The 17985-nt window shown below is 37.9% G+C and carries 18 protein-coding genes and 1 other annotated feature; of the genes, 16 read left to right on the top strand and 2 right to left on the bottom strand.

What is annotated here, in order from left to right; genetic code table 11:
• Window positions 1-171 precede the first annotated feature (171 nt).
• The 9 genes from acsA (at window position 172) to WAX78_RS09270 (ending at window position 7497) form a co-directional block, all read left to right on the top strand.
• On the top strand, window positions 172-1890 hold the full coding sequence (gene acsA, locus WAX78_RS09310) for an acetate--CoA ligase (protein WP_336481982.1): 1719 nt from the start codon (window positions 172-174) through the stop codon (window positions 1888-1890).
• 264 nt (window positions 1891-2154) lie between these two features.
• Window positions 2155-2787 carry a LysE family translocator gene (locus WAX78_RS09305; protein WP_336481981.1) on the top strand — a complete coding sequence of 211 codons (633 nt, stop codon included), beginning with the start codon at window positions 2155-2157 and terminating at the stop codon, window positions 2785-2787.
• Between the two features lie 172 nt (window positions 2788-2959).
• Complete coding sequence (locus tag WAX78_RS09300) at window positions 2960-3517, top strand: maltose acetyltransferase domain-containing protein (RefSeq protein ID WP_336481980.1); 558 nt, start codon at window positions 2960-2962, stop codon at window positions 3515-3517.
• Between the two features lie 212 nt (window positions 3518-3729).
• Window positions 3730-4188, top strand: a complete 459-nt coding sequence (locus WAX78_RS09295; protein WP_336481979.1) for a hypothetical protein — start codon at window positions 3730-3732, stop codon at window positions 4186-4188.
• Entirely contained in the window at window positions 4169-4714 is a 546-nt protein-coding gene (locus WAX78_RS09290) for an RNA polymerase sigma factor (RefSeq protein WP_336481978.1), read from the top strand. Before WAX78_RS09295 ends, WAX78_RS09290 begins: the two co-directional genes overlap by 20 nt.
• Entirely contained in the window at window positions 4695-4940 is a 246-nt protein-coding gene (locus WAX78_RS09285) for a hypothetical protein (protein ID WP_336481977.1), read from the top strand. The genes WAX78_RS09290 and WAX78_RS09285 overlap by 20 nt, the downstream gene beginning before the upstream one ends.
• 78 nt (window positions 4941-5018) lie before the next feature.
• Window positions 5019-5251, top strand: a binding site (T-box leader).
• Window positions 5252-5315: 64 nt separating this feature from the next.
• Window positions 5316-6572, top strand: a complete 1257-nt coding sequence (gene tyrS / locus WAX78_RS09280; RefSeq protein ID WP_098305443.1) for a tyrosine--tRNA ligase — start codon at window positions 5316-5318, stop codon at window positions 6570-6572.
• A 61-nt stretch (window positions 6573-6633) separates the two neighbouring features.
• A complete protein-coding gene (locus WAX78_RS09275) occupies window positions 6634-7200 on the top strand; it encodes a mechanosensitive ion channel family protein (RefSeq protein WP_336481976.1) in 567 nt (188 codons plus the stop codon).
• Window positions 7201-7344: 144 nt separating this feature from the next.
• Window positions 7345-7497 carry a transporter gene (locus tag WAX78_RS09270; protein ID WP_336481975.1) on the top strand — a complete coding sequence of 51 codons (153 nt, stop codon included), beginning with the start codon at window positions 7345-7347 and terminating at the stop codon, window positions 7495-7497.
• 51 nt (window positions 7498-7548) lie between these two features.
• On the opposite strand, the gene rpsD is transcribed toward WAX78_RS09270, so the two are convergent.
• Window positions 7549-8151, bottom strand: a complete 603-nt coding sequence (gene rpsD / locus WAX78_RS09265) for a 30S ribosomal protein S4 (protein WP_336481974.1) — start codon at window positions 8149-8151, stop codon at window positions 7549-7551.
• A gap of 350 nt (window positions 8152-8501) precedes the next feature.
• Here rpsD and megL point away from each other — a divergent pair, with 350 nt between their 5' ends.
• Entirely contained in the window at window positions 8502-9677 is a 1176-nt protein-coding gene (gene megL, locus WAX78_RS09260; RefSeq protein WP_336481973.1) for a methionine gamma-lyase, read from the top strand.
• A gap of 11 nt (window positions 9678-9688) precedes the next feature.
• On the opposite strand, the gene WAX78_RS09255 is transcribed toward megL, so the two are convergent.
• Window positions 9689-10168, bottom strand: coding sequence for a GAF domain-containing protein (locus WAX78_RS09255; protein WP_336481972.1), 480 nt, complete (start codon window positions 10166-10168; stop codon window positions 9689-9691).
• A gap of 232 nt (window positions 10169-10400) precedes the next feature.
• On the opposite strand from WAX78_RS09255, the gene refZ reads away from it, so the two are divergent.
• The 6 genes from refZ to mbcS all read left to right on the top strand — a co-directional run bounded on the left by refZ (window position 10401) and on the right by mbcS (window position 17947).
• Complete coding sequence (gene refZ / locus WAX78_RS09250; protein WP_336481971.1) at window positions 10401-11039, top strand: forespore capture DNA-binding protein RefZ; 639 nt, start codon at window positions 10401-10403, stop codon at window positions 11037-11039.
• 389 nt (window positions 11040-11428) lie between these two features.
• Window positions 11429-13138: a septation ring formation regulator EzrA gene (ezrA, locus tag WAX78_RS09245; protein ID WP_336481970.1), complete on the top strand. Its 1710-nt coding sequence runs from the start codon at window positions 11429-11431 to the stop codon at window positions 13136-13138.
• A 332-nt stretch (window positions 13139-13470) separates the two neighbouring features.
• Window positions 13471-14613: a cysteine desulfurase family protein gene (locus WAX78_RS09240; RefSeq protein WP_336481969.1), complete on the top strand. Its 1143-nt coding sequence runs from the start codon at window positions 13471-13473 to the stop codon at window positions 14611-14613.
• A gap of 6 nt (window positions 14614-14619) precedes the next feature.
• A complete protein-coding gene (gene thiI, locus WAX78_RS09235) occupies window positions 14620-15831 on the top strand; it encodes a tRNA uracil 4-sulfurtransferase ThiI (protein WP_336481968.1) in 1212 nt (403 codons plus the stop codon).
• Between the two features lie 79 nt (window positions 15832-15910).
• On the top strand, window positions 15911-16105 hold the full coding sequence (locus WAX78_RS09230; protein ID WP_336481967.1) for an alpha/beta-type small acid-soluble spore protein: 195 nt from the start codon (window positions 15911-15913) through the stop codon (window positions 16103-16105).
• Between the two features lie 255 nt (window positions 16106-16360).
• Entirely contained in the window at window positions 16361-17947 is a 1587-nt protein-coding gene (gene mbcS, locus WAX78_RS09225; RefSeq protein ID WP_336482023.1) for an acyl-CoA synthetase MbcS, read from the top strand.
• Window positions 17948-17985: the final 38 nt, after the last annotated feature.

The raw sequence follows: 17985 nt of genomic DNA, 5'->3' as shown, positions 1-17985 counted from the left end.
CCTTCAGAGCTTTGTGAATCTACTATCTATTTTCATACTACTGTACTCAGTATGCGATGTGAATCGAAATTTGTCAGTAAAAATTTGTGCGAAATTTGTAAAAAATACTGAAAATTATAAAAAATGTATTTATAATAAATACATAGAGTACATAGAAGGGGGATGTAAAGAATGAAAGTAGAAACGCTTCCAGTAATTAAAGGTGAAAATAATTTGTTAAATTATGATGAAGCATATCAAAATTTTAATTGGGAAGAAGTAAATCAAAACTTTTCTTGGCATGAAACTGGGCGAGTAAATATGGCTTACGAAGCAATTGATCGACATGCTAAATCCCACCGGAAAAATAAAGTAGCATTGTATTATCAAGATGGCGAGAGAAAAGAGAAGTATACATTTAAAGAAATGATGGAGTTGTCGAATAAAGCAGGAAATGTCTTAAAGAATTATGGTGATGTCGAAAAAGGCGATCGCGTCTTTATTTTTATGCCTCGTTCACCGGAATTATATTTCACTTTACTTGGTGCAGTAAAACTTGGAGCAATCGTAGGACCGCTATTTGAAGCTTTCATGGAAGCGGCTGTATGCGACCGTTTAGTGGATAGTGAAGCAAAGGTGCTTGTAACAACGCCAGAATTGTTAGAGCGTATACCTTTTAATGATTTACCAGCATTAAAAACGGTATTTGTCGTTGGTGAAAATGTAGAAGAAGGCGGTAAAATTACAGCGTTTAATCCACTTTTTGAACAAGCTTCGAATAAATTAAATATTGAATGGCTTGGAAGAGAAGATGGACTTATTTTACATTATACGTCTGGTTCAACAGGGAAACCAAAAGGTGTGCTGCACGTTCAAAATGCAATGGTGCAGCAGCATCAAACAGCAAAATGGGTACTAGACTTAAAAGAAGATGATGTGTATTGGTGCACAGCGGATCCAGGCTGGGTAACAGGAACAGCATACGGTATTTTTGCGCCTTGGCTAGTTGGGGCTTCTAACGTAGTTTTAGGTGGACGCTTTAGCCCGGATGCTTGGTACGAAACGCTTCAAAATTATGGTGTAACCGTTTGGTATAGCGCTCCGACAGCATTCCGTATGTTAATGGGTGCTGGTGACGATACGCTTAAAAAATATGATCTATCAGCACTTCGTCATATTTTGAGTGTTGGTGAGCCGTTAAATCCAGAAGTTATTCGCTGGGCGATGAAAGTGTTCCATCTTCGCATTCATGATACATGGTGGATGACAGAAACAGGAGGACAAGTTATCTGTAACTATCCTTGTATGGAAATTCGTCCAGGATCAATGGGAAAACCAATTCCGGGCGTGAAGGCAGCAATCGTTGATAATGAAGGAAATGAAGTGCCGCCATATACAATGGGGAACTTAGCAATTGGAAAAGGCTGGCCATCGATGATGCGTGCTGTTTGGAATAACCCGCAAAAATATGAGTCTTATTTTATGCCAGGAGACTGGTATGTGTCAGGTGACTCTGCGTATATGGATGAAGATGGATACTTCTGGTTCCAAGGGCGTATTGATGATGTTATTATGACGTCAGGCGAGCGCGTTGGTCCATTTGAAGTGGAAAGTAAATTAATCGAGCACGCAGCAGTTGCGGAAGCTGGTGTTATCGGAATCCCAGACCCAGTGCGCGGCGAGATTATTAAAGCATTTATTGCACTGCGCACAGGTTATGAACCATCTGAAGAGTTAAAAGAAGATATTCGCCAATTTGTGAAAAAAGGATTGGCTGCTCATGCGGCACCTCGTCAAATTGAGTTCCGTGATAAATTACCGAAAACGAGAAGCGGTAAAATTATGCGCCGTGTATTAAAGGCGTGGGAGTTAAACTTACCAACAGGAGACTTATCTACGATGGAAGATTAAGTAAGAAAGGTCTGAACTACACTTGGTTCAGGCCTTTCTTGTTTAGGGTATAGTGAAATTGTGTTCAAATTGTTCAGCGTTACATATAACTTATTGTAATATGTAAAATGAGGATGCAAGAAGGTTGATACAATGGGATAAAGTGAAACTTCCATCAGTGGGGGCTTCATCCCCACCTATCTTCTTTGTTCTATCAAAATCTTGAGGTGGGAGTCTTACTGCCCGTAAGTAGCGGGATAAAGAAAAGATGTAACCTGTGGAGGGATGTTAGTGACGCAATATTATCTTTTTGTTGCTATGTCAATTTTTCTTATTATTTTGCCAGGACCTGATACAGGATTAGTAACTCAGAATACAATACTGCAGGGAAAACAAGGCGGAATGAAAACTGTTTTTGGTATTCTATGTGGTTTAAGTATTCATACGTTAGCAGCTGTACTTGGGATTTCTGCAATTCTTGTTAAATCGGCATTTTTATTTTCTATTTTTAAGTATATTGGTGCTATTTATCTTATTTATTTAGGATGCGTATCATTATGGTCTATACGGAAGAAAGGAAAACAAACAGAGGATATTACAGTTGAAAATAAGTATCAGGGCGCTCCTTGCTTCCGGCAAGGTTTTCTTACTAATTTGTTAAATCCAAAAGTAGCTATTTTCTTTTTAACATTTTTACCACAATTTATACAGCATGATGGAAATACGTTTTTTCAACTTTTTATTATGGGAATGACATATACAGTTTTAACCTTTCTATGGTTTATACTCTATATTTATTTAATCAATGCAATTCGAACATGGATGAAAAAGCCGTCTACAGAGCGGGCTATTCAAGGGATAAGCGGTTTTGTACTTTTGGCATTTGGGATTAAATTAGCGCTGGAAAAACGACCGTAGTCATTTTCATAAGTAAAGCTCATTTCTCACTTATGGTTAGCCTAGCTAATCTAATCGATGGAAGATTAAATAAGCAAGTTCTGAATCAAGTATAGTTCAGAACTTGCTTATTTTAAGTATGTTAGTATAAAAACGAAAGAACTTATATGTACGTGTTTAAGGGGATGGTATTGTGAGAACGGAAAAAGAAAAGATGATATGTGGTGAAATGTATGTAGCCGCTGATCCAGTACTAGTACAAGAACGAGAGTATGCCCGAACATTAACAAGAAAGTTGAATGAAATACCAGAAACAAAACATGAGGAGCGACGAGTAATCATAAAAGAGCTATTTGGTTCAACTGGCGATAACGTTCATATTGAATCTTCCTTTAAATGTGATTATGGCTACAACATTCATGTCGGAGAAAATTTTTATGCGAATTTTGATTGTGTGATTTTAGATGTGTGTCCAGTAGTAGTAGGGGATAATTGCTTAATGGCTCCAGGTGTCCATATTTACACAGCGACGCATCCTCTTAATCCAATTGAACGAGCAAGCGGCGTAGAATTTGGTAAACCTGTTACAATTGGCAATAACGTATGGATTGGTGGAAGAGCTGTCATTAATCCGGGTGTCACAATTGGAGATAATGTAGTGATTGCATCTGGTGCAGTTGTAACGAAGGATATACGGGATAATGTGGTAGTAGGAGGCAACCCTGCAAGAGTAATTAAAGAAATAAAGTAAAACTTCTCTCAGTTAGGGGCTTCATCCACCACTATCCTAATTGGACACATGCCAGCAGTTATCCCTCATCTATTCTCTTCGCTTTCTTTGAATCGTGAGGCTGGGGACTTACTATCCAAAAGTAGCGGGATAAAAAAATAAAATAATTTTTGAACCATGTGCCTCCAGTATTTGTATAAGTTTATGACATGATAGATTAGGAGGCGGTTTATATGCAGAATAGATGGATGATGCTTTCATTAGTTGTAATAAGTATTATCGCCGTGTTTACTGTAGGTCTGTTTTTGCCAATGGCGATAGGGTTTAAAGTTTCAATGATTACACTGGCAAGTACAATGATTGTTATGTTCTTAATCCTTATACCGTTTGACAAGAAATATATTGTGCGGAAAGCTGGGCATAAAATCGATTTTACAAAAACAAAAGTATACTTTCGTTGGAATGTATTTGATACAATATCTGTCTGCGTTGCAGTGTACGCTTGTATATGTGTACAGGTGTTAAATTTCCTAGTTTCAAGCGGATTAACAGTTCAAAATCCGTATGTACAATTTTTTACGAATCAAGCGCAGGTTTGGACATTAGTCGCAAGCATTTATTTAATTAGCCGAATCTCTTTAACGTTAAAGGGGATAAAGGAGATTAAAAAATATGGCGCAGATTGGGATTGAGGAGGAATTAATGCTTGCGTATCAAAATGGGGATAAGCTAGCAGGAGAAAGATTATATCTCTTAATCAAACCAGCGTTATATACGTTTTTATATCGTTTTAGCCGTGATGAACAGCTGAGCATAGACCTCGTTCAAGATACGTTTTTGACATTAGAACGTAAGAAACATATGTATGAGATTGAAAAAGGAAAGATTAAAACGTATTTGTTTCAAATTGGTTATCGGCTTATGATTAATAAACTGAATCGAAGAAAGAAATGGCGTTCACTTATACCATTTCTTGTACCGATTCAAGAGCAAGAATTTCCGCAAGAAGACCGGCTTACAGTGAGAGAGGCGGTTTTGAAAGTTCCAGAAGACCAACGAGCGGTTCTTATTCTTTTTTATTATCATGATATGCGGCATAAGGAAATCGCAGAGGTACTTGATATTCCTGTAGGAACGGTGAAATCGCGGCTTCATAATGGCATTAAGAAATTGAAACAATTGCTGGAGGTGGATGAAATTGAACGAAAATCCCTTTGATAAAGAATATAGATTAAAACAGCATTTAGATAGCGATCATGTGGAAGTTCCTGATTTTCCGCAAAAAGTGAATATGGGAGATCGTTTTTTACGTTTTCTTGCGTCTCCAGCAAAAGATCCTGTGGAAGCGACGATTGGAAATGAGTTATCAATTGTGCTTCATGTATCATTATTAGCGGGTGTTCCGATTCTTTCTTTGATTACGATATTCATTGCGAGTTTGTAAGGTAATTGGACGCTGAGAAACTTCCAGCTCTATTTGACATGTCTATATAAATGATGGTATAAAGAAAAGTATATAAATAATTGAGCGTGGAAAGGGAACAGTAGTGATCATTTCCCTGTTTTAGAGAGCTGATGGTCGGTGGAAATCAGCACATAAATGATCGCGAATTACACCTCTGGAGCATCTTTCTTCGATTGGATTGAATCCGAATCTAAAAGGGGAAAGACGGTGATGAACCGTTATGTGAATGAAGTGGCAGGTTTTTTTCCTGCAACTAGGGTGGTAACGCGATGAGTAAAATCGTCCCTTATTGAAGGGGCGATTTTTTTATGTTTTAAATTCCGCGCACAAACTATTTCTAAAGGAGTGAATCTGATGAACATTTTACAAGATCTTGAGTTCCGTGGTCTGATTAACCAACAAACGGATGCAGAAGGTTTACAAGAGTTGTTAGAGAAAGAAAGTGTGAAATTATACTGTGGCTTTGATCCAACAGCTGACAGTTTACATATTGGTCATATGCTGCCAATTTTAATACTACGTCGCTTCCAACAAGCAGGGCATCAACCAATCGCACTTGTTGGCGGAGGTACAGGTTTAATCGGTGACCCAAGTGGTAAAAAAGCAGAACGTACATTAAATGAAAAAGAAACAGTTGCCTTTTTCAGTGAGCGTATTAAAGAGCAGCTTTCTAGTTTCTTGGACTTTGAAAAAGCAGGAAATCCAGCGATTATCGCAAACAACTATGATTGGATTGGTTCTTTAGACTTAATCACATTCTTACGTGATATCGGTAAAAACTTTGGTTTAAACTACATGTTAGCGAAAGATACAGTTGCATCTCGTTTAGAGACAGGTATCTCATTTACAGAGTTTAGTTACATGATTTTACAATCATACGATTTCTTAAACTTATACCAAACATACGGCTGTAAATTACAAATTGGTGGTAGTGACCAATGGGGTAACATCACAGCTGGTCTTGAATTAATCCGTAAATCAGAAGAAGATGCGAAGGCATTTGGTTTAACTGTACCGCTTGTAACGAAGTCTGATGGTACGAAGTTTGGTAAAACAGAAGGCGGAGCAGTTTGGTTAGACCCAGAAAAAACAACACCTTACGAGTTCTACCAATTCTGGATTAATACAGATGACCGCGATGTTGTTAAATACTTAAAATACTTTACATTCTTATCTCATGAAGAGATTCTTGAGTTAGAAAAACAAGTAGCGGAAGCACCAGAAAAACGTGAAGCACAAAAAGCATTAGCTTCTGAAATGACAAAACTTGTTCACGGTGAAGCAGCATTAGAGCAAGCGATTAAAATTTCAGCAGCGCTATTTAGCGGTTCTGTTGCAGAATTAACAGCAGCGGAAATCGAGCAAGGCTTTAAGGATGTACCATCTGTGGAACGTAATACAGAAGATGCATTACTAGTGGATGTACTTGTAGAAAGTAAAATTTCACCATCAAAACGTCAAGCGCGTGAAGACATTACAAATGGCGCGGTTTATGTGAATGGTGAGCGTACACAAGAGTTAGACTACACTGTAACAGAAAAAGACCGCATTGAAGGTAAGTTTACAATTATTCGCCGCGGTAAGAAAAAATATTTCTTAATTCGTTACTAATGTGCGAAAAAGCGTAAGAATCCTTACGCTTTTTGCATTTTACAGGAGAGGAGTTAATCTTATGGATATTCAGAAAATTTTAGAAGATTATGTTTTAAACCCAGAAAAATTAATGAGCTTTGGGGGAACAATCCTAAGAATAATTATTATTTTTATTGCTGCAAAAGTGATTATTCGCGTAGCTTGTGTAGGAATTGAACAAATTTTTAAGATGAGCAGCAAAGCTCCTGTGCGTACGAATGAAAGACGTGAGGCGACATTAACGAAGCTTTGTCAAAATATTGTTCATTATGTTGTGTATTTTATGGTAATTATGACGGTTTTAGATACAGTAGGAATCGATATTAAAGCACTTCTTGCTGGGGTGAGTGTTGCTGGTTTAGCAATTGGTTTTGGTGCACAAAACTTAGTAAAAGACGTTGTAACAGGATTCTTTATTATTTTTGAAGATCAATTTTCAGTTGGCGATAAAGTGAAAATTAATGATATCGATGGCATCATCGAAGAAGTAGGGCTTCGTACGACGCAGCTAGTTGCAGAAAACGGGGAGATTTACTTCATTGCAAACAGCTCAATTACAAAAGTTGCGAACTACTCTTTAGGGGAAAAGCGTAAAGAAATAGCGTAAGAGAATATAGATGAATAAAAGACTTCGGTGTGTATTGCCGGAGTCTTTTTTTGTTCAAAACTTTTCCGTATGTTCACTTCAAGTTCATAACAAGCTTGTATGATGTATGTATCATAAGTGATAGAAAAAAAGGAGCTTAACTATATGTCACTAGAAGCATTAATTATTTTTTCGTTACTGAACGCAGGACAGCTAGCAGAAAATGAAAAAACTCACTTACAAAAAAATCATAGTGAACCATATGTTTGTGTCGAGAAACATGAACAGGATAAAACGATGAATATAAAGCTAAAATAAATATTTTTATTCAAAGAAAAAAGCCAATCCAAAAGGATTGGCTTTTCGTCATTAACGAGAGTAGAACTCTACGATTAACGCTTCGTTGATTTCAGCAGCTAACTCAGCGCGCTCTGGTAAGCGAGTGAAAGTAGCTTCTAATTTGTCAGCATCGAAAGTTAAGTACTCAGGTACGAAGTTGTTAACTTCAACTGCTTCTTTAACAACAGCTAGGTTTTGAGATTTTTCGCGAACGCTGATTGTTTGGCCTGGTTTAACGCGGTAAGATGGGATATCAACGCGAGCGCCATCTACCATGATGTGGCCGTGGTTTACTAATTGACGAGCAGCGCGACGAGTGCGAGTTAAGCCCATGCGGTAAACTAGGTTATCAAGGCGAGCTTCAAGAAGGATCATGAAGTTTTCACCGTGTTTACCTTTCATTTTACCAGCTTGGTCAAATGTGCGACGGAATTGACGCTCAGTCATGCCGTACATGTGACGAAGTTTTTGTTTCTCTTGTAATTGTAAACCGTATTCTGAAAGTTTCTTACGTTGGTTAGGACCGTGTGGACCTGGTGCGTAAGGGCGTTTTTCTAATTCTTTACCTGTGCCGCTTAGAGAGATTCCAAGACGACGAGAAAGTTTCCAAGATGGACCTGTATAACGAGCCATGAATGACTCCTCCTTTAAATGTTTTTATTTTTGTAAAATAAAAACAGACGTAATTGACATTTATGCGCATTTCATTTTCATGTATCCTCGCTCCAGCAGCAGGGAGTTACACGATACACCTCTTCATGAGGAACAAAATACAAACAATAAACTCACATTACAAGGCTGCCTTTTTATTTTACACAAAGGCTATTATATCTGTTTATTAGGAGGGAGTCAAGAATATCAAATTTCATTTTATACATATAAATTTTGGAAAAATGCAAGAAGGAATTTTATGAATGCTCATGGAAAGGATAGCAACAGATAGAAAACGCTTACATAATATGGAGTATAAGGGGGATGTTTGTATGAAAAAGAAACATATCGAAACGACATTAGTCCATCACGGGTATGATGCTGCGCAGTATAAAGGGAGTTTAACACCGCCGTTATTTCAAACATCTACGTATACATTTGAAACAGCTGAGCAAGGAGAAGCGAGCTTTGCTGGATATGATTCAGCTTACATTTATTCTAGACTTGGCAACCCAACAGTCGAGTTATTTGAAGAAAGAATGGCAGCTTTAGAAGAAGGGGAAGCTGCGCTTGCGTTTGGTTCTGGAATGGCAGCTATTTCAGGGACGCTTTTAGCCTTTTTAAAAGCGGGAGATCATATTGTTTGTTCTAACGGATTATACGGTTGTACGTATGGATTTTTAGAAGTGCTAGAGGAGAAATTTGCAATTACGCATACATTATGTGAGATGGAAACAGAAGCAGAGATTACAAATAGTATTCAACCGAATACGAAGATCATTTTTGTAGAAACACCAATTAATCCAACGATGAAACTTATTGATTTAGAACTTGTTGTAAAAGTAGCAAAGCAGCATGGACTTCTCGTTATTGTTGATAATACGTTTTGTTCACCATATTTACAAAGACCGCTTACATTAGGATGCGATGTTGTTTTGCACAGTGCGACAAAATATATTGGCGGTCATGGTGATGTTGTCGCGGGTGTTACGATTTGTAAAACAAAAGAGCTTGCAGAAAAAATTCGTCCGATTCGCAAAGATGTTGGAGGGATTATGTCACCATTTGATGCATGGCTGCTTTTGCGCGGTTTAAAAACATTAGCAGTGCGGATGGATCGCCACTCTGAAAATGCAGAAAAAATTGCTGCTTTTCTGCGAAATCATGAATTAGTAGAAGATGTTTGGTATCCAGGAGGAATGCTTGCGAATAAACAAATGAAGCGCGGCGGTGGTGTGCTTTCGTTTACAGTAAAAGGTGGAAAAGAAGAGGCACAAGCTTTGATGGATAACTTAAAGTTAATTGCAATTGCAGTTAGCCTTGGTGATACAGAAACGTTAATTCAGCATCCAGCAACGATGACACATGCGGTTATTCCAAAACATATTCGTGAGCAGATGGGTATTTATGATAATTTACTGCGCTTATCCGCAGGACTTGAAGCGTGGGACGATATCGTAGTAGATTTATCACAAGCGCTGCAAAAAGAAAAAACGGCTCTATCTTAAGAGCCGTTTTTTTATATATGGTTTAATAAAGTTTCTACAAATTTCTCTAAATATGTTTGATCGATTTCATCAAAACGACCTTTATTGGGGCTGTCGATGTCGAGTACGCCGATGACTTCACCGTTTTTGATAAGTGGTACAACAATTTCTGAATTAGAAGCTGCATCACAGGCGATATGTCCAGGGAACTGATGAACATCAGCGACAAGTTGCGTCGTTTTTGTTTCCGCTGCTACGCCGCATACACCACGGCCAAATGGGATACGAACGCAAGCTGGTAGTCCTTGAAATGGTCCAAGTACAAGCTGATTCCCTTCCGTTACATAAAAGCCCACCCAGTTAATATCTTGTAAAAACACATTGAGTAAAGCAGATGCATTTGCTAAGTTAGCCACTACATTTGACTCACCTGTTAATAATGCATCGAGTTGTTTGATTACTGTTTCGTATTGTTCCTCACGTGTACCTGTATATCCTTCTGCTGTAAACATAAAAACGCCGTCCTTTCCCTAAAAAAATGTAAAATCGTCGCAAAATAAGCTATAATTCGCACGACTTTGTCGATAGAAAATTAAAGGAATTTGTCTTAAAAGTCAAGAAATTTACATAAAAGTGAAACTTCCATCAGTAGAGGGGGCATCCTTGGTTGATGGTTAGTTGAACTAGCCGAGTTCTTACTGCTTGTTAAAGGATAAAAGCTGTTCGATGAAAGGGAGTGAGTGCGTGACACAGGTGAGACAGAAGATTATCGACGCGGCAATTTCGCTATTTTATGCGAAAGGATATGATGGTACATCGGTGCGTGATATAGCAAAACAAGCAAATGTCAATGCAGCAAATATTTCATATTATTTTGCCGGAAAACGAGGATTGCTGGAACAGTTGGTGTCAGACTTTTTAGAGGGGTACTTACGTGTAATTGAAATAACATTTGAACGGCGGAATTTTTTATCTTCAAAAGAAATATTATTTCAGATAGTGCGCAATATTCTACAATATCAATTTGAGCGAAGAGAGCTTACTCGTTTCTTTTACAGAGAACTTTCATTAGATAGCACATTAATTCGAGAAGTAATGACGATTTACTTTTCAAAAGAGAGATATTATGTGGAACAACTTATTAGACAAGGTCAGGAAAATAAAGAGTTTCAAAAAGTATCTTTCACGATGTTTATGACCCAGCTAAAGGGAATGATTAGTATGCCGTATTTATATCCGCAATATATATCAGAAGTGCTGCATTCATTTCCGTCAGAAGTGTTTTTTATTGAAATGTATATGAAGGAAGTAGAGCAGTGGATGGAGCAAACTCTTTGTATAGAGCGTTCACATTATCCCCTGCCGAGAGCGGCTTATGTATAAAGAAAATCGAAAAACATAAAAACAGCTTGTTACCAGTATGTATGGAAACGAGCTGTTTTTTGTTTGCTGCCTTCCTTCCTATGAGATAGTATCTTCTCTTTTTAATCACTATATAGTAGTATATAAATTAAGTGGTGATAGCATTTACGAAAAGAAATACTGTTTTTTAACAATTATGACTTTTGGTTAGAGATGTATCCATAATGGATTTGGAAGGAGTAAATTCTTTCGCGAAATTTTTCTAAAAACTAGGCCAAAAACATATAATTACATGGTATGATTAGTACATTGAAAGTTGTTAAATATAGGGGATTTTCCTTTTCTTACATAACGCCTTCCATTTCAAAAAACGGAACGGACAAAAAACAAGATAAATAGGAGGCTTTTGAATGGATTCAATTTTAACGATCGTTATCATCATAGTGAGCGCTATTTTGCTCTTTCTTATAGTAGAGCTCGTGATGAGAAATCGTTTATATAAAGATATTGAGGCATTGCAGCAATGGCAGCAAGAAATTAAGGACAAGCCTGTTGCAGATGAATTAAAGAGAGTAAAAGAATTAAATATGACCGGACAAACGGAAGAACTGTTTGGAAAATGGCGAAATGAATGGGATGAAATTATTGCTAATATTCTTCCGAAAGCAGAAAAAGAATTAGAAAGCGCTCAAAAACTTGCAGCGCAATTTTCCTTCCGAAAAGCAAAGCATATAATGAATGAATCCATTAGCGGTTTAGATGAAGCGGATCATCGAATTACTGATATTTTAAATGAATTGCAAGAGTTGCTAGAAAGCTATGAGAAAAACAACTCAGAAATTGAACATTTACGCGATACATATCGGAATATGAAAAAGAGCGTGCTTGCTCATCGACATATGTTTGGCTCAGCAGAACAGAAAATAGAAGAGTCACTTGATGTGGAATCGAAGAAATTTCAAACGTTTGAAGAAGCCACTCAAAATGGGGATTATTTAAAAGCGCGTGAAATTGTTATAAGTTTAGAAGAAGGACTATCAAATTTAGAACTGATTGTGCATGAAGTGCCTGATTTATTAGTAGAATGCCAGGCGACCTTACCAGTACAATTAGAAGACTTAACACAAGGTCACGACGATATGAAAAAGCAAGGCTATGTATTAAATCATTTGGAAATCCCAAAAGAAGTAAGAGAAATGAACAAACAACTGCAAACATGTCTTGCGGATTTAGAATATCTACATGTGCTAGAAGCAAAAGAAAAAATCGACGTTTTAAAAACACAGCTCGATACGTTATACGAACAATTGGAATTAGAAGTGAGAGCGAAATATTATGTTGAACAGCAGACAGTAGCTGTATACGAAGATTTAGAAACAATTCGCGAGCAGGCACTGGAAACAAAAGCAGAAACACAATTTGTGAAGCAAAGTTATCAGCTGCAAGATAAAGATATTGAATCACAAAAAGTGATTGAAAAACAAATGCATATTTTGATGAAGCGTTTCGAAGTATTACAACTTCGTATTGCAGAGCAAGATATCGCATTCTCTGTGATTCGAGAAGACTTAGAGGAAATTTACGAGCAATGTGAAACATTGAAAGTACTTCACGCTGAGTACAAAGATATGTTGCAAACAATGCGTAAAGATGAATTTGAAGCACGTGAAGCGTTACAAGAAATGCGTCATACACTGATGGAATCAAAACGTATGATGCAAAAATCAAATTTACCAGGCTTGCCAGATAGCATCATGGCTGATCTGCAAAACGGTCAACAAGCGATGCAAAGTGTGTATGAGCAGCTAGAATTAAAACCGCTGAATATGGGCGCGGTAACCAGTACGTTAGAAGAAGCGGTAGCTATTGTAAATGGTGTATATGAAGCAACGCAAGAATTAATTGAGCAAGCATATTTAGTAGAGAAATTAATTCAGTATGGTAACCGTTATCGCAGTCATGATGATATGCTGGCACAAAGTTTAGATAATGCAGAGCGATTATTCCGTGAATATGAATATGATGCAGCACTAGAACAAGCAGCTTCTGTATTAGAACAAATTGAGCCAGGTGTTGTCCAAAAGATTGCTGAATTTGTTGACTTAGAACAAACCCCTTAATATGTATTAAGGGGTTTGTTTTTTTGTTCAGACAACTTTTGTATGCATGAGGATGTAATATTGCTATAATGAATAGCGGAATATGGATCGTTTTTAGCTACAGCAGAAAAGCATACTTCCGCTGTAATGATGGAAACTATAGCGTAAACGCATGAACTTATCTCGCTATTTGCGGGCAGTCAGACCCCCGCATCAAGATTGTGAGGGTACTGCTGGTATGCGCCCAATTGGTGAGGGCTGATAATCAGTGGGGATGAAGAAAACACCCACTGATTAAAGTTTCACTTTATGATATGATTGTGTGATGCGATATCGCTGAAAGGGGAAGAACGATGATCTATTTTGATAATAGTGCGACGACAAAACCATACCCGGAAGCCTTGCAATCTTATGTAACAGTTGCAGGAAAATATTTTGGGAATCCTTCTTCTATTCATTCCCTTGGAGGAGAATCAGAGCGGTTATTAACGCAATCACGTGCGATTGCAGCGCAGCTTCTTCATGTAAAGCCTTCAGAAATTATCTTTACGTCTGGAGGAACAGAAGGGAATAACCTTGCAATTAAGGGGATTGCGATGAGAAATCGCTCCCGCGGCAAGCATATGATTACAACAAATATTGAACACGCTTCTGTGTCTGAGGCATATAAACAGCTAGAAAACCTTGGTTTTGACGTTACATATTTACCTGTAAATAAAAACGGTGTTGTATCGGTAGAAGATGTAAAACGTGCTCTTCGAGAGGATACAATTCTTGTTTCCATGATTCACGTTAATAACGAAACAGGAGCGATTCAGCCTGTTGGTGAAATTGGGAAGTTATTAGCAGATTATCCGAAAGTACGATTTCATGTGGATCATGTGCAAGGAATTGGAAAAGTCCCGCTTGATTTGTATGAAAATCATATTGACCTTTGCACGATTTCTGGGCATAAGTTCCATAGTGTAAAAGGTACAGGGCTTTTATATGTTCGCGATGGCGTTAGACTTGATCCAGTTTTATCAGGTGGTGGACAAGAGTTGCGTTACCGTTCTGGTACAGAAAACTTGCCGGGCATTGTTGCAATGATAAAAGCTTTGCGAATGACATTAGAAAAGCAATCAGAGAATATCATGCATCTTCAAACATTAAAAGAAGAACTCATTCATGTTTTTAAAGATATGGAAGATGTTACAATTAATACGCCGAATGAACATACGGCACCGCATATTTTAAACGTATCATTTGTAGGATTAAAGCCAGAGGTTGTTGTACATGCTCTAGAAGAACGTGATGTGTATGTATCGACAAAGTCTGCTTGCTCTTCCAAAGCAAACGAAGTCAGCCACGTTTTACTGGCGATGGGCTTGCCGCACGCAGTAGCAGCAAGTGCAATTCGCGTGAGTCTAGCGCCGGAAAATACGATGGAAGAAGTAAAACAATTCGAAGGAATTGTAAAAGAAACATTGCCAAAATTATATGAAGTGATGAGGTAAGGAAAGATGATGACATACGAATATATTTTAGTTCGTTACGGCGAAATGACAACAAAAGGAAAGAACCGTTCTAAGTTTGTAAGTACATTGAAAGACAACGTAAAACATAAGTTGAAGAAATTTACAAACTTAAAAATTGATGCAACGCATGACCGCATGTATATTCAGTTAAATGGTGAAGATCATGAAGCGGTTGCGGAGAAGTTAAAAGATGTGTTTGGTATTCATAAATTTAATTTAGCAATGAAAGTGCCAACAGATTTAGAAGAAATTAAGAAAGGTGCACTTGCTGCTTTCTTGCAAGTAAAGCGTGAAGTGAAAACATTTAAAATTACGGTTCATCGTTCTTATAAGCACTTCCCGATGCAAACGATGGAATTGCTTCCAGAAATCGGTGGGCATGTTTTACAAAATACAGAGGATATTACAGTAGATGTTCATAATCCAGATGTAAATATCCGTGTTGAAATTAGAAGCGGTTATAGCTATATTATGTGCGATGAGCGCATGGGAGCTGGCGGTCTTCCAGTTGGTGTTGGCGGAAAAGTCATGCTTCTTCTTTCCGGCGGTATTGATAGCCCAGTTGCTGCTTACTTAACAATGAAACGCGGCGTATCAGTGGAAGCTGTTCATTTCCATAGTCCGCCATTTACAAGTGAGCGCGCGAAGCAAAAAGTAATTGACTTAACACAAGAGTTAACGAAGTATTGTAAACGTGTAACACTTCATCTTGTACCGTTTACAGAAGTGCAAAAAACAATTAATAAAGAAATTCCATCTAGCTATTCAATGACAATTATGCGCCGTATGATGATGCGTATTGCAGAGCGTATTGCAGAAGAGCGTAACGCACTTGCTCTTACGACAGGGGAAAGCCTTGGACAAGTAGCGAGCCAAACATTAGATAGTATGCATACGATTAATGAAGTGACAAATTATCCAATTATCCGTCCGCTTATTGCAATGGATAAGCTAGAAATTATTAAAATCGCAAACGAAATCGGCACGTATGACATTTCAATTCGTCCGTATGAAGATTGTTGTACAGTATTTACTCCAGCGAGTCCAACAACAAAACCAAAACGTGAAAAAGCGAATAAATTTGAATCATACTATGATTTTACGCCGCTTATTGAAGAAGCGGTTGCCAATACAGAGAAAATGGTATTGCAAACAGTAGAAGTAGCAGAAGAAGAACAATTCGAAGATTTATTCTAAAACCATAAATTACCATCAAAAGATATGTATGAAGCCATATGATTTATCACACTCTATACTCACAAGGAGGTGATACCATATGGCAAACACAAATCAATTAGCAGTTGCTGGTGCGCAAGCTGCTTTAGATCAAATGAAATATGAAATCGCTCAAGAGTTTGGTGTACAACTTGGGCCAGATTCAACATCTCGTGCTAACGGATCTGTTGGTGGCGAAATTACAAAACGTCTAGTTTCAATGGCTGAACAACAATTAGGCGGTTTCCAAAGATAATAACCATATATAATGGCTTAGAGAGAGCGGGATTCCCCGCTCTTTCTTTTTGTTGTTGTTTTCTGTCAAAAAATAAGAGAAAACATCTACTATTGTAGCCAACTAGTCAAAATATAAACCGATTTGTCAAAAGAAGATAGTTTTAAATTGACAGAAAATTCTTTACTATAGACAAAAAACTCTTTATTATTGACAGAAAATTCTTTATTATTAAAAGGAAGTCGTATATTGTAAAGGGGGAAGAGTATGAGACATGTGAGCCGTGAAGAATTATTAGCACCGCCAACGTATAACTTAGTAGAAGAGATGGAGCGTTATGCAAAACAACCAAATAAACTTGCGCTTATTTGGCAAGATGATCAAGGCAATAAAAAGAAAGTGACATATGGGGAATTGTTACAAGGGGCGAACAAAATTGGAAACGCTTTTATAAAAAGTGGTCTGCAACAAGGGGACAAGCTTCTCATTATGATGCCTCGTCTTATTGAAACATATATGACGTATATTGCCGCAATTAAAGCGGGATTTGTTGTCATTCCAAGTTCAGAAATGCTACGTAAAAAAGATATTGAATACCGCATTGCCCATGGAGAAGTAAAAGCGATTGTAAGTTATGAGCCGTATGTTAGACAATTCGACGGAATCGAAGCGATGAATTCACTTTGTAAATTTGTATTAAGTGAAGAACCGCTAGACGGTTGGAACAATATAAGGGAAGCGCTTGAAACAGAGAGTGACATACTAGAAGTGGCAAAGACAAACTGTGATGATATGGTCTTTTTATCCTATACATCTGGCACGACAGGCAATCCAAAAGGTGTTGTACATACACATGCTTGGGCGTATGCTCACCTTCGTACGAGCGCTGCAAATTGGTTAGCAATCGAAGAAAATGATGTTGTGTGGGCAACAGCAAGTCCAGGATGGCAAAAGTGGGTTTGGAGTCCTTTTCTTGCAACACTTGGTTCAGGTGCAACGGGATTTGTGTATCACGGGAAATTTGACCCGGCAACATATTTACAATTATTAAGTGATAATAAAGTAAATGTATTGTGCTGTACGCCGACTGAATATCGTTTAATGGCAAAAATAGAAAACTTGCAGCAATATGACTTGTCTTCCCTGCATAGTGCTGTTTCAGCGGGAGAGCCATTGAACAGAGAGGTTATTGATACATTCCGAAATTATTTTCATGTAACGGTTCGCGATGGTTATGGCCAAACAGAAAATACATTACTTGTTGGTGTATTAAAAGGAATGGAAACAAAGCCTGGTTCGATGGGGAAACCAACACCAGGTAATCAAGTTGACATTGTTGATGAAGATGGCAAACCAGTTCTTCCGGGAGAAGTAGGAGATATTGCGGTGCACATCAAAACACCGGCATTATTTAAGCAGTACTATAAAGACCCGGAACGTACAACTATGCAATTTCGCGGTGATTATTATATTACAGGTGATCAGGCGAAAAAGGATGAAGATGGCTACTTCTGGTTTGAAGGGCGAGGCGACGATATTATTATTAGTTCTGGTTATACAATTGGGCCGTTTGAAGTGGAAGATGCACTTGTGAAGCATCCATACGTAAGAGAATGTGCTGTTGTGGCAAGTCCAGACGAAATAAGAGGGAATGTCGTAAAAGCCTTTATTGTGTTAAAAGAAAATGTCGATGAGCAAGACAGTGCGCTAATTCCACTTCTGCAAGATCATGTAAAAGAATTAACAGCACCTTACAAATACCCGCGTAAAATTGAATTTGTGAAAGAATTGCCAAAAACAATTTCCGGTAAAATTCGCCGCGTAGAATTGCGAAAACGTGAAATGGAATTAGCTTCGAGGTAAAGTGAAACTTCCGTCAGTGGTTCCGCTGATGGAAAGCC

Source organism: Bacillus yunxiaonensis, from assembly GCF_037104695.1.
Taxonomy (GTDB): domain Bacteria; phylum Bacillota; class Bacilli; order Bacillales; family Bacillaceae_G; genus Bacillus_A; species Bacillus_A yunxiaonensis.
The sequence above is the reverse complement of the archived record's forward strand: the minus strand, read 5'-3'. Positions and strand labels throughout refer to the sequence as shown.

What these genes read in the sequence shown, in the direction of transcription:
- acsA (WP_336481982.1), top strand. Translation starts at nt 172, where the DNA reads ATGAAAGTAGAAACGCTTCCAGTAATTAAAGGTGAAAATAATTTGTTA.
- WAX78_RS09305 (WP_336481981.1), top strand. Translation starts at nt 2,155, where the DNA reads ATGTTAGTGACGCAATATTATCTTTTTGTTGCTATGTCAATTTTTCTT.
- WAX78_RS09295 (WP_336481979.1), top strand. Translation starts at nt 3,730, where the DNA reads ATGCAGAATAGATGGATGATGCTTTCATTAGTTGTAATAAGTATTATC.
- WAX78_RS09290 (WP_336481978.1), top strand. Translation starts at nt 4,169, where the DNA reads ATGGCGCAGATTGGGATTGAGGAGGAATTAATGCTTGCGTATCAAAAT.
- tyrS (WP_098305443.1), top strand. Translation starts at nt 5,316, where the DNA reads ATGAACATTTTACAAGATCTTGAGTTCCGTGGTCTGATTAACCAACAA.
- WAX78_RS09275 (WP_336481976.1), top strand. Translation starts at nt 6,634, where the DNA reads ATGGATATTCAGAAAATTTTAGAAGATTATGTTTTAAACCCAGAAAAA.
- WAX78_RS09270 (WP_336481975.1), top strand. Translation starts at nt 7,345, where the DNA reads ATGTCACTAGAAGCATTAATTATTTTTTCGTTACTGAACGCAGGACAG.
- rpsD (WP_336481974.1), bottom strand. Translation starts at nt 8,151, where the DNA reads ATGGCTCGTTATACAGGTCCATCTTGGAAACTTTCTCGTCGTCTTGGA.
- megL (WP_336481973.1), top strand. Translation starts at nt 8,502, where the DNA reads ATGAAAAAGAAACATATCGAAACGACATTAGTCCATCACGGGTATGAT.
- WAX78_RS09255 (WP_336481972.1), bottom strand. Translation starts at nt 10,168, where the DNA reads ATGTTTACAGCAGAAGGATATACAGGTACACGTGAGGAACAATACGAA.
- ezrA (WP_336481970.1), top strand. Translation starts at nt 11,429, where the DNA reads ATGGATTCAATTTTAACGATCGTTATCATCATAGTGAGCGCTATTTTG.
- WAX78_RS09240 (WP_336481969.1), top strand. Translation starts at nt 13,471, where the DNA reads ATGATCTATTTTGATAATAGTGCGACGACAAAACCATACCCGGAAGCC.
- thiI (WP_336481968.1), top strand. Translation starts at nt 14,620, where the DNA reads ATGATGACATACGAATATATTTTAGTTCGTTACGGCGAAATGACAACA.
- WAX78_RS09230 (WP_336481967.1), top strand. Translation starts at nt 15,911, where the DNA reads ATGGCAAACACAAATCAATTAGCAGTTGCTGGTGCGCAAGCTGCTTTA.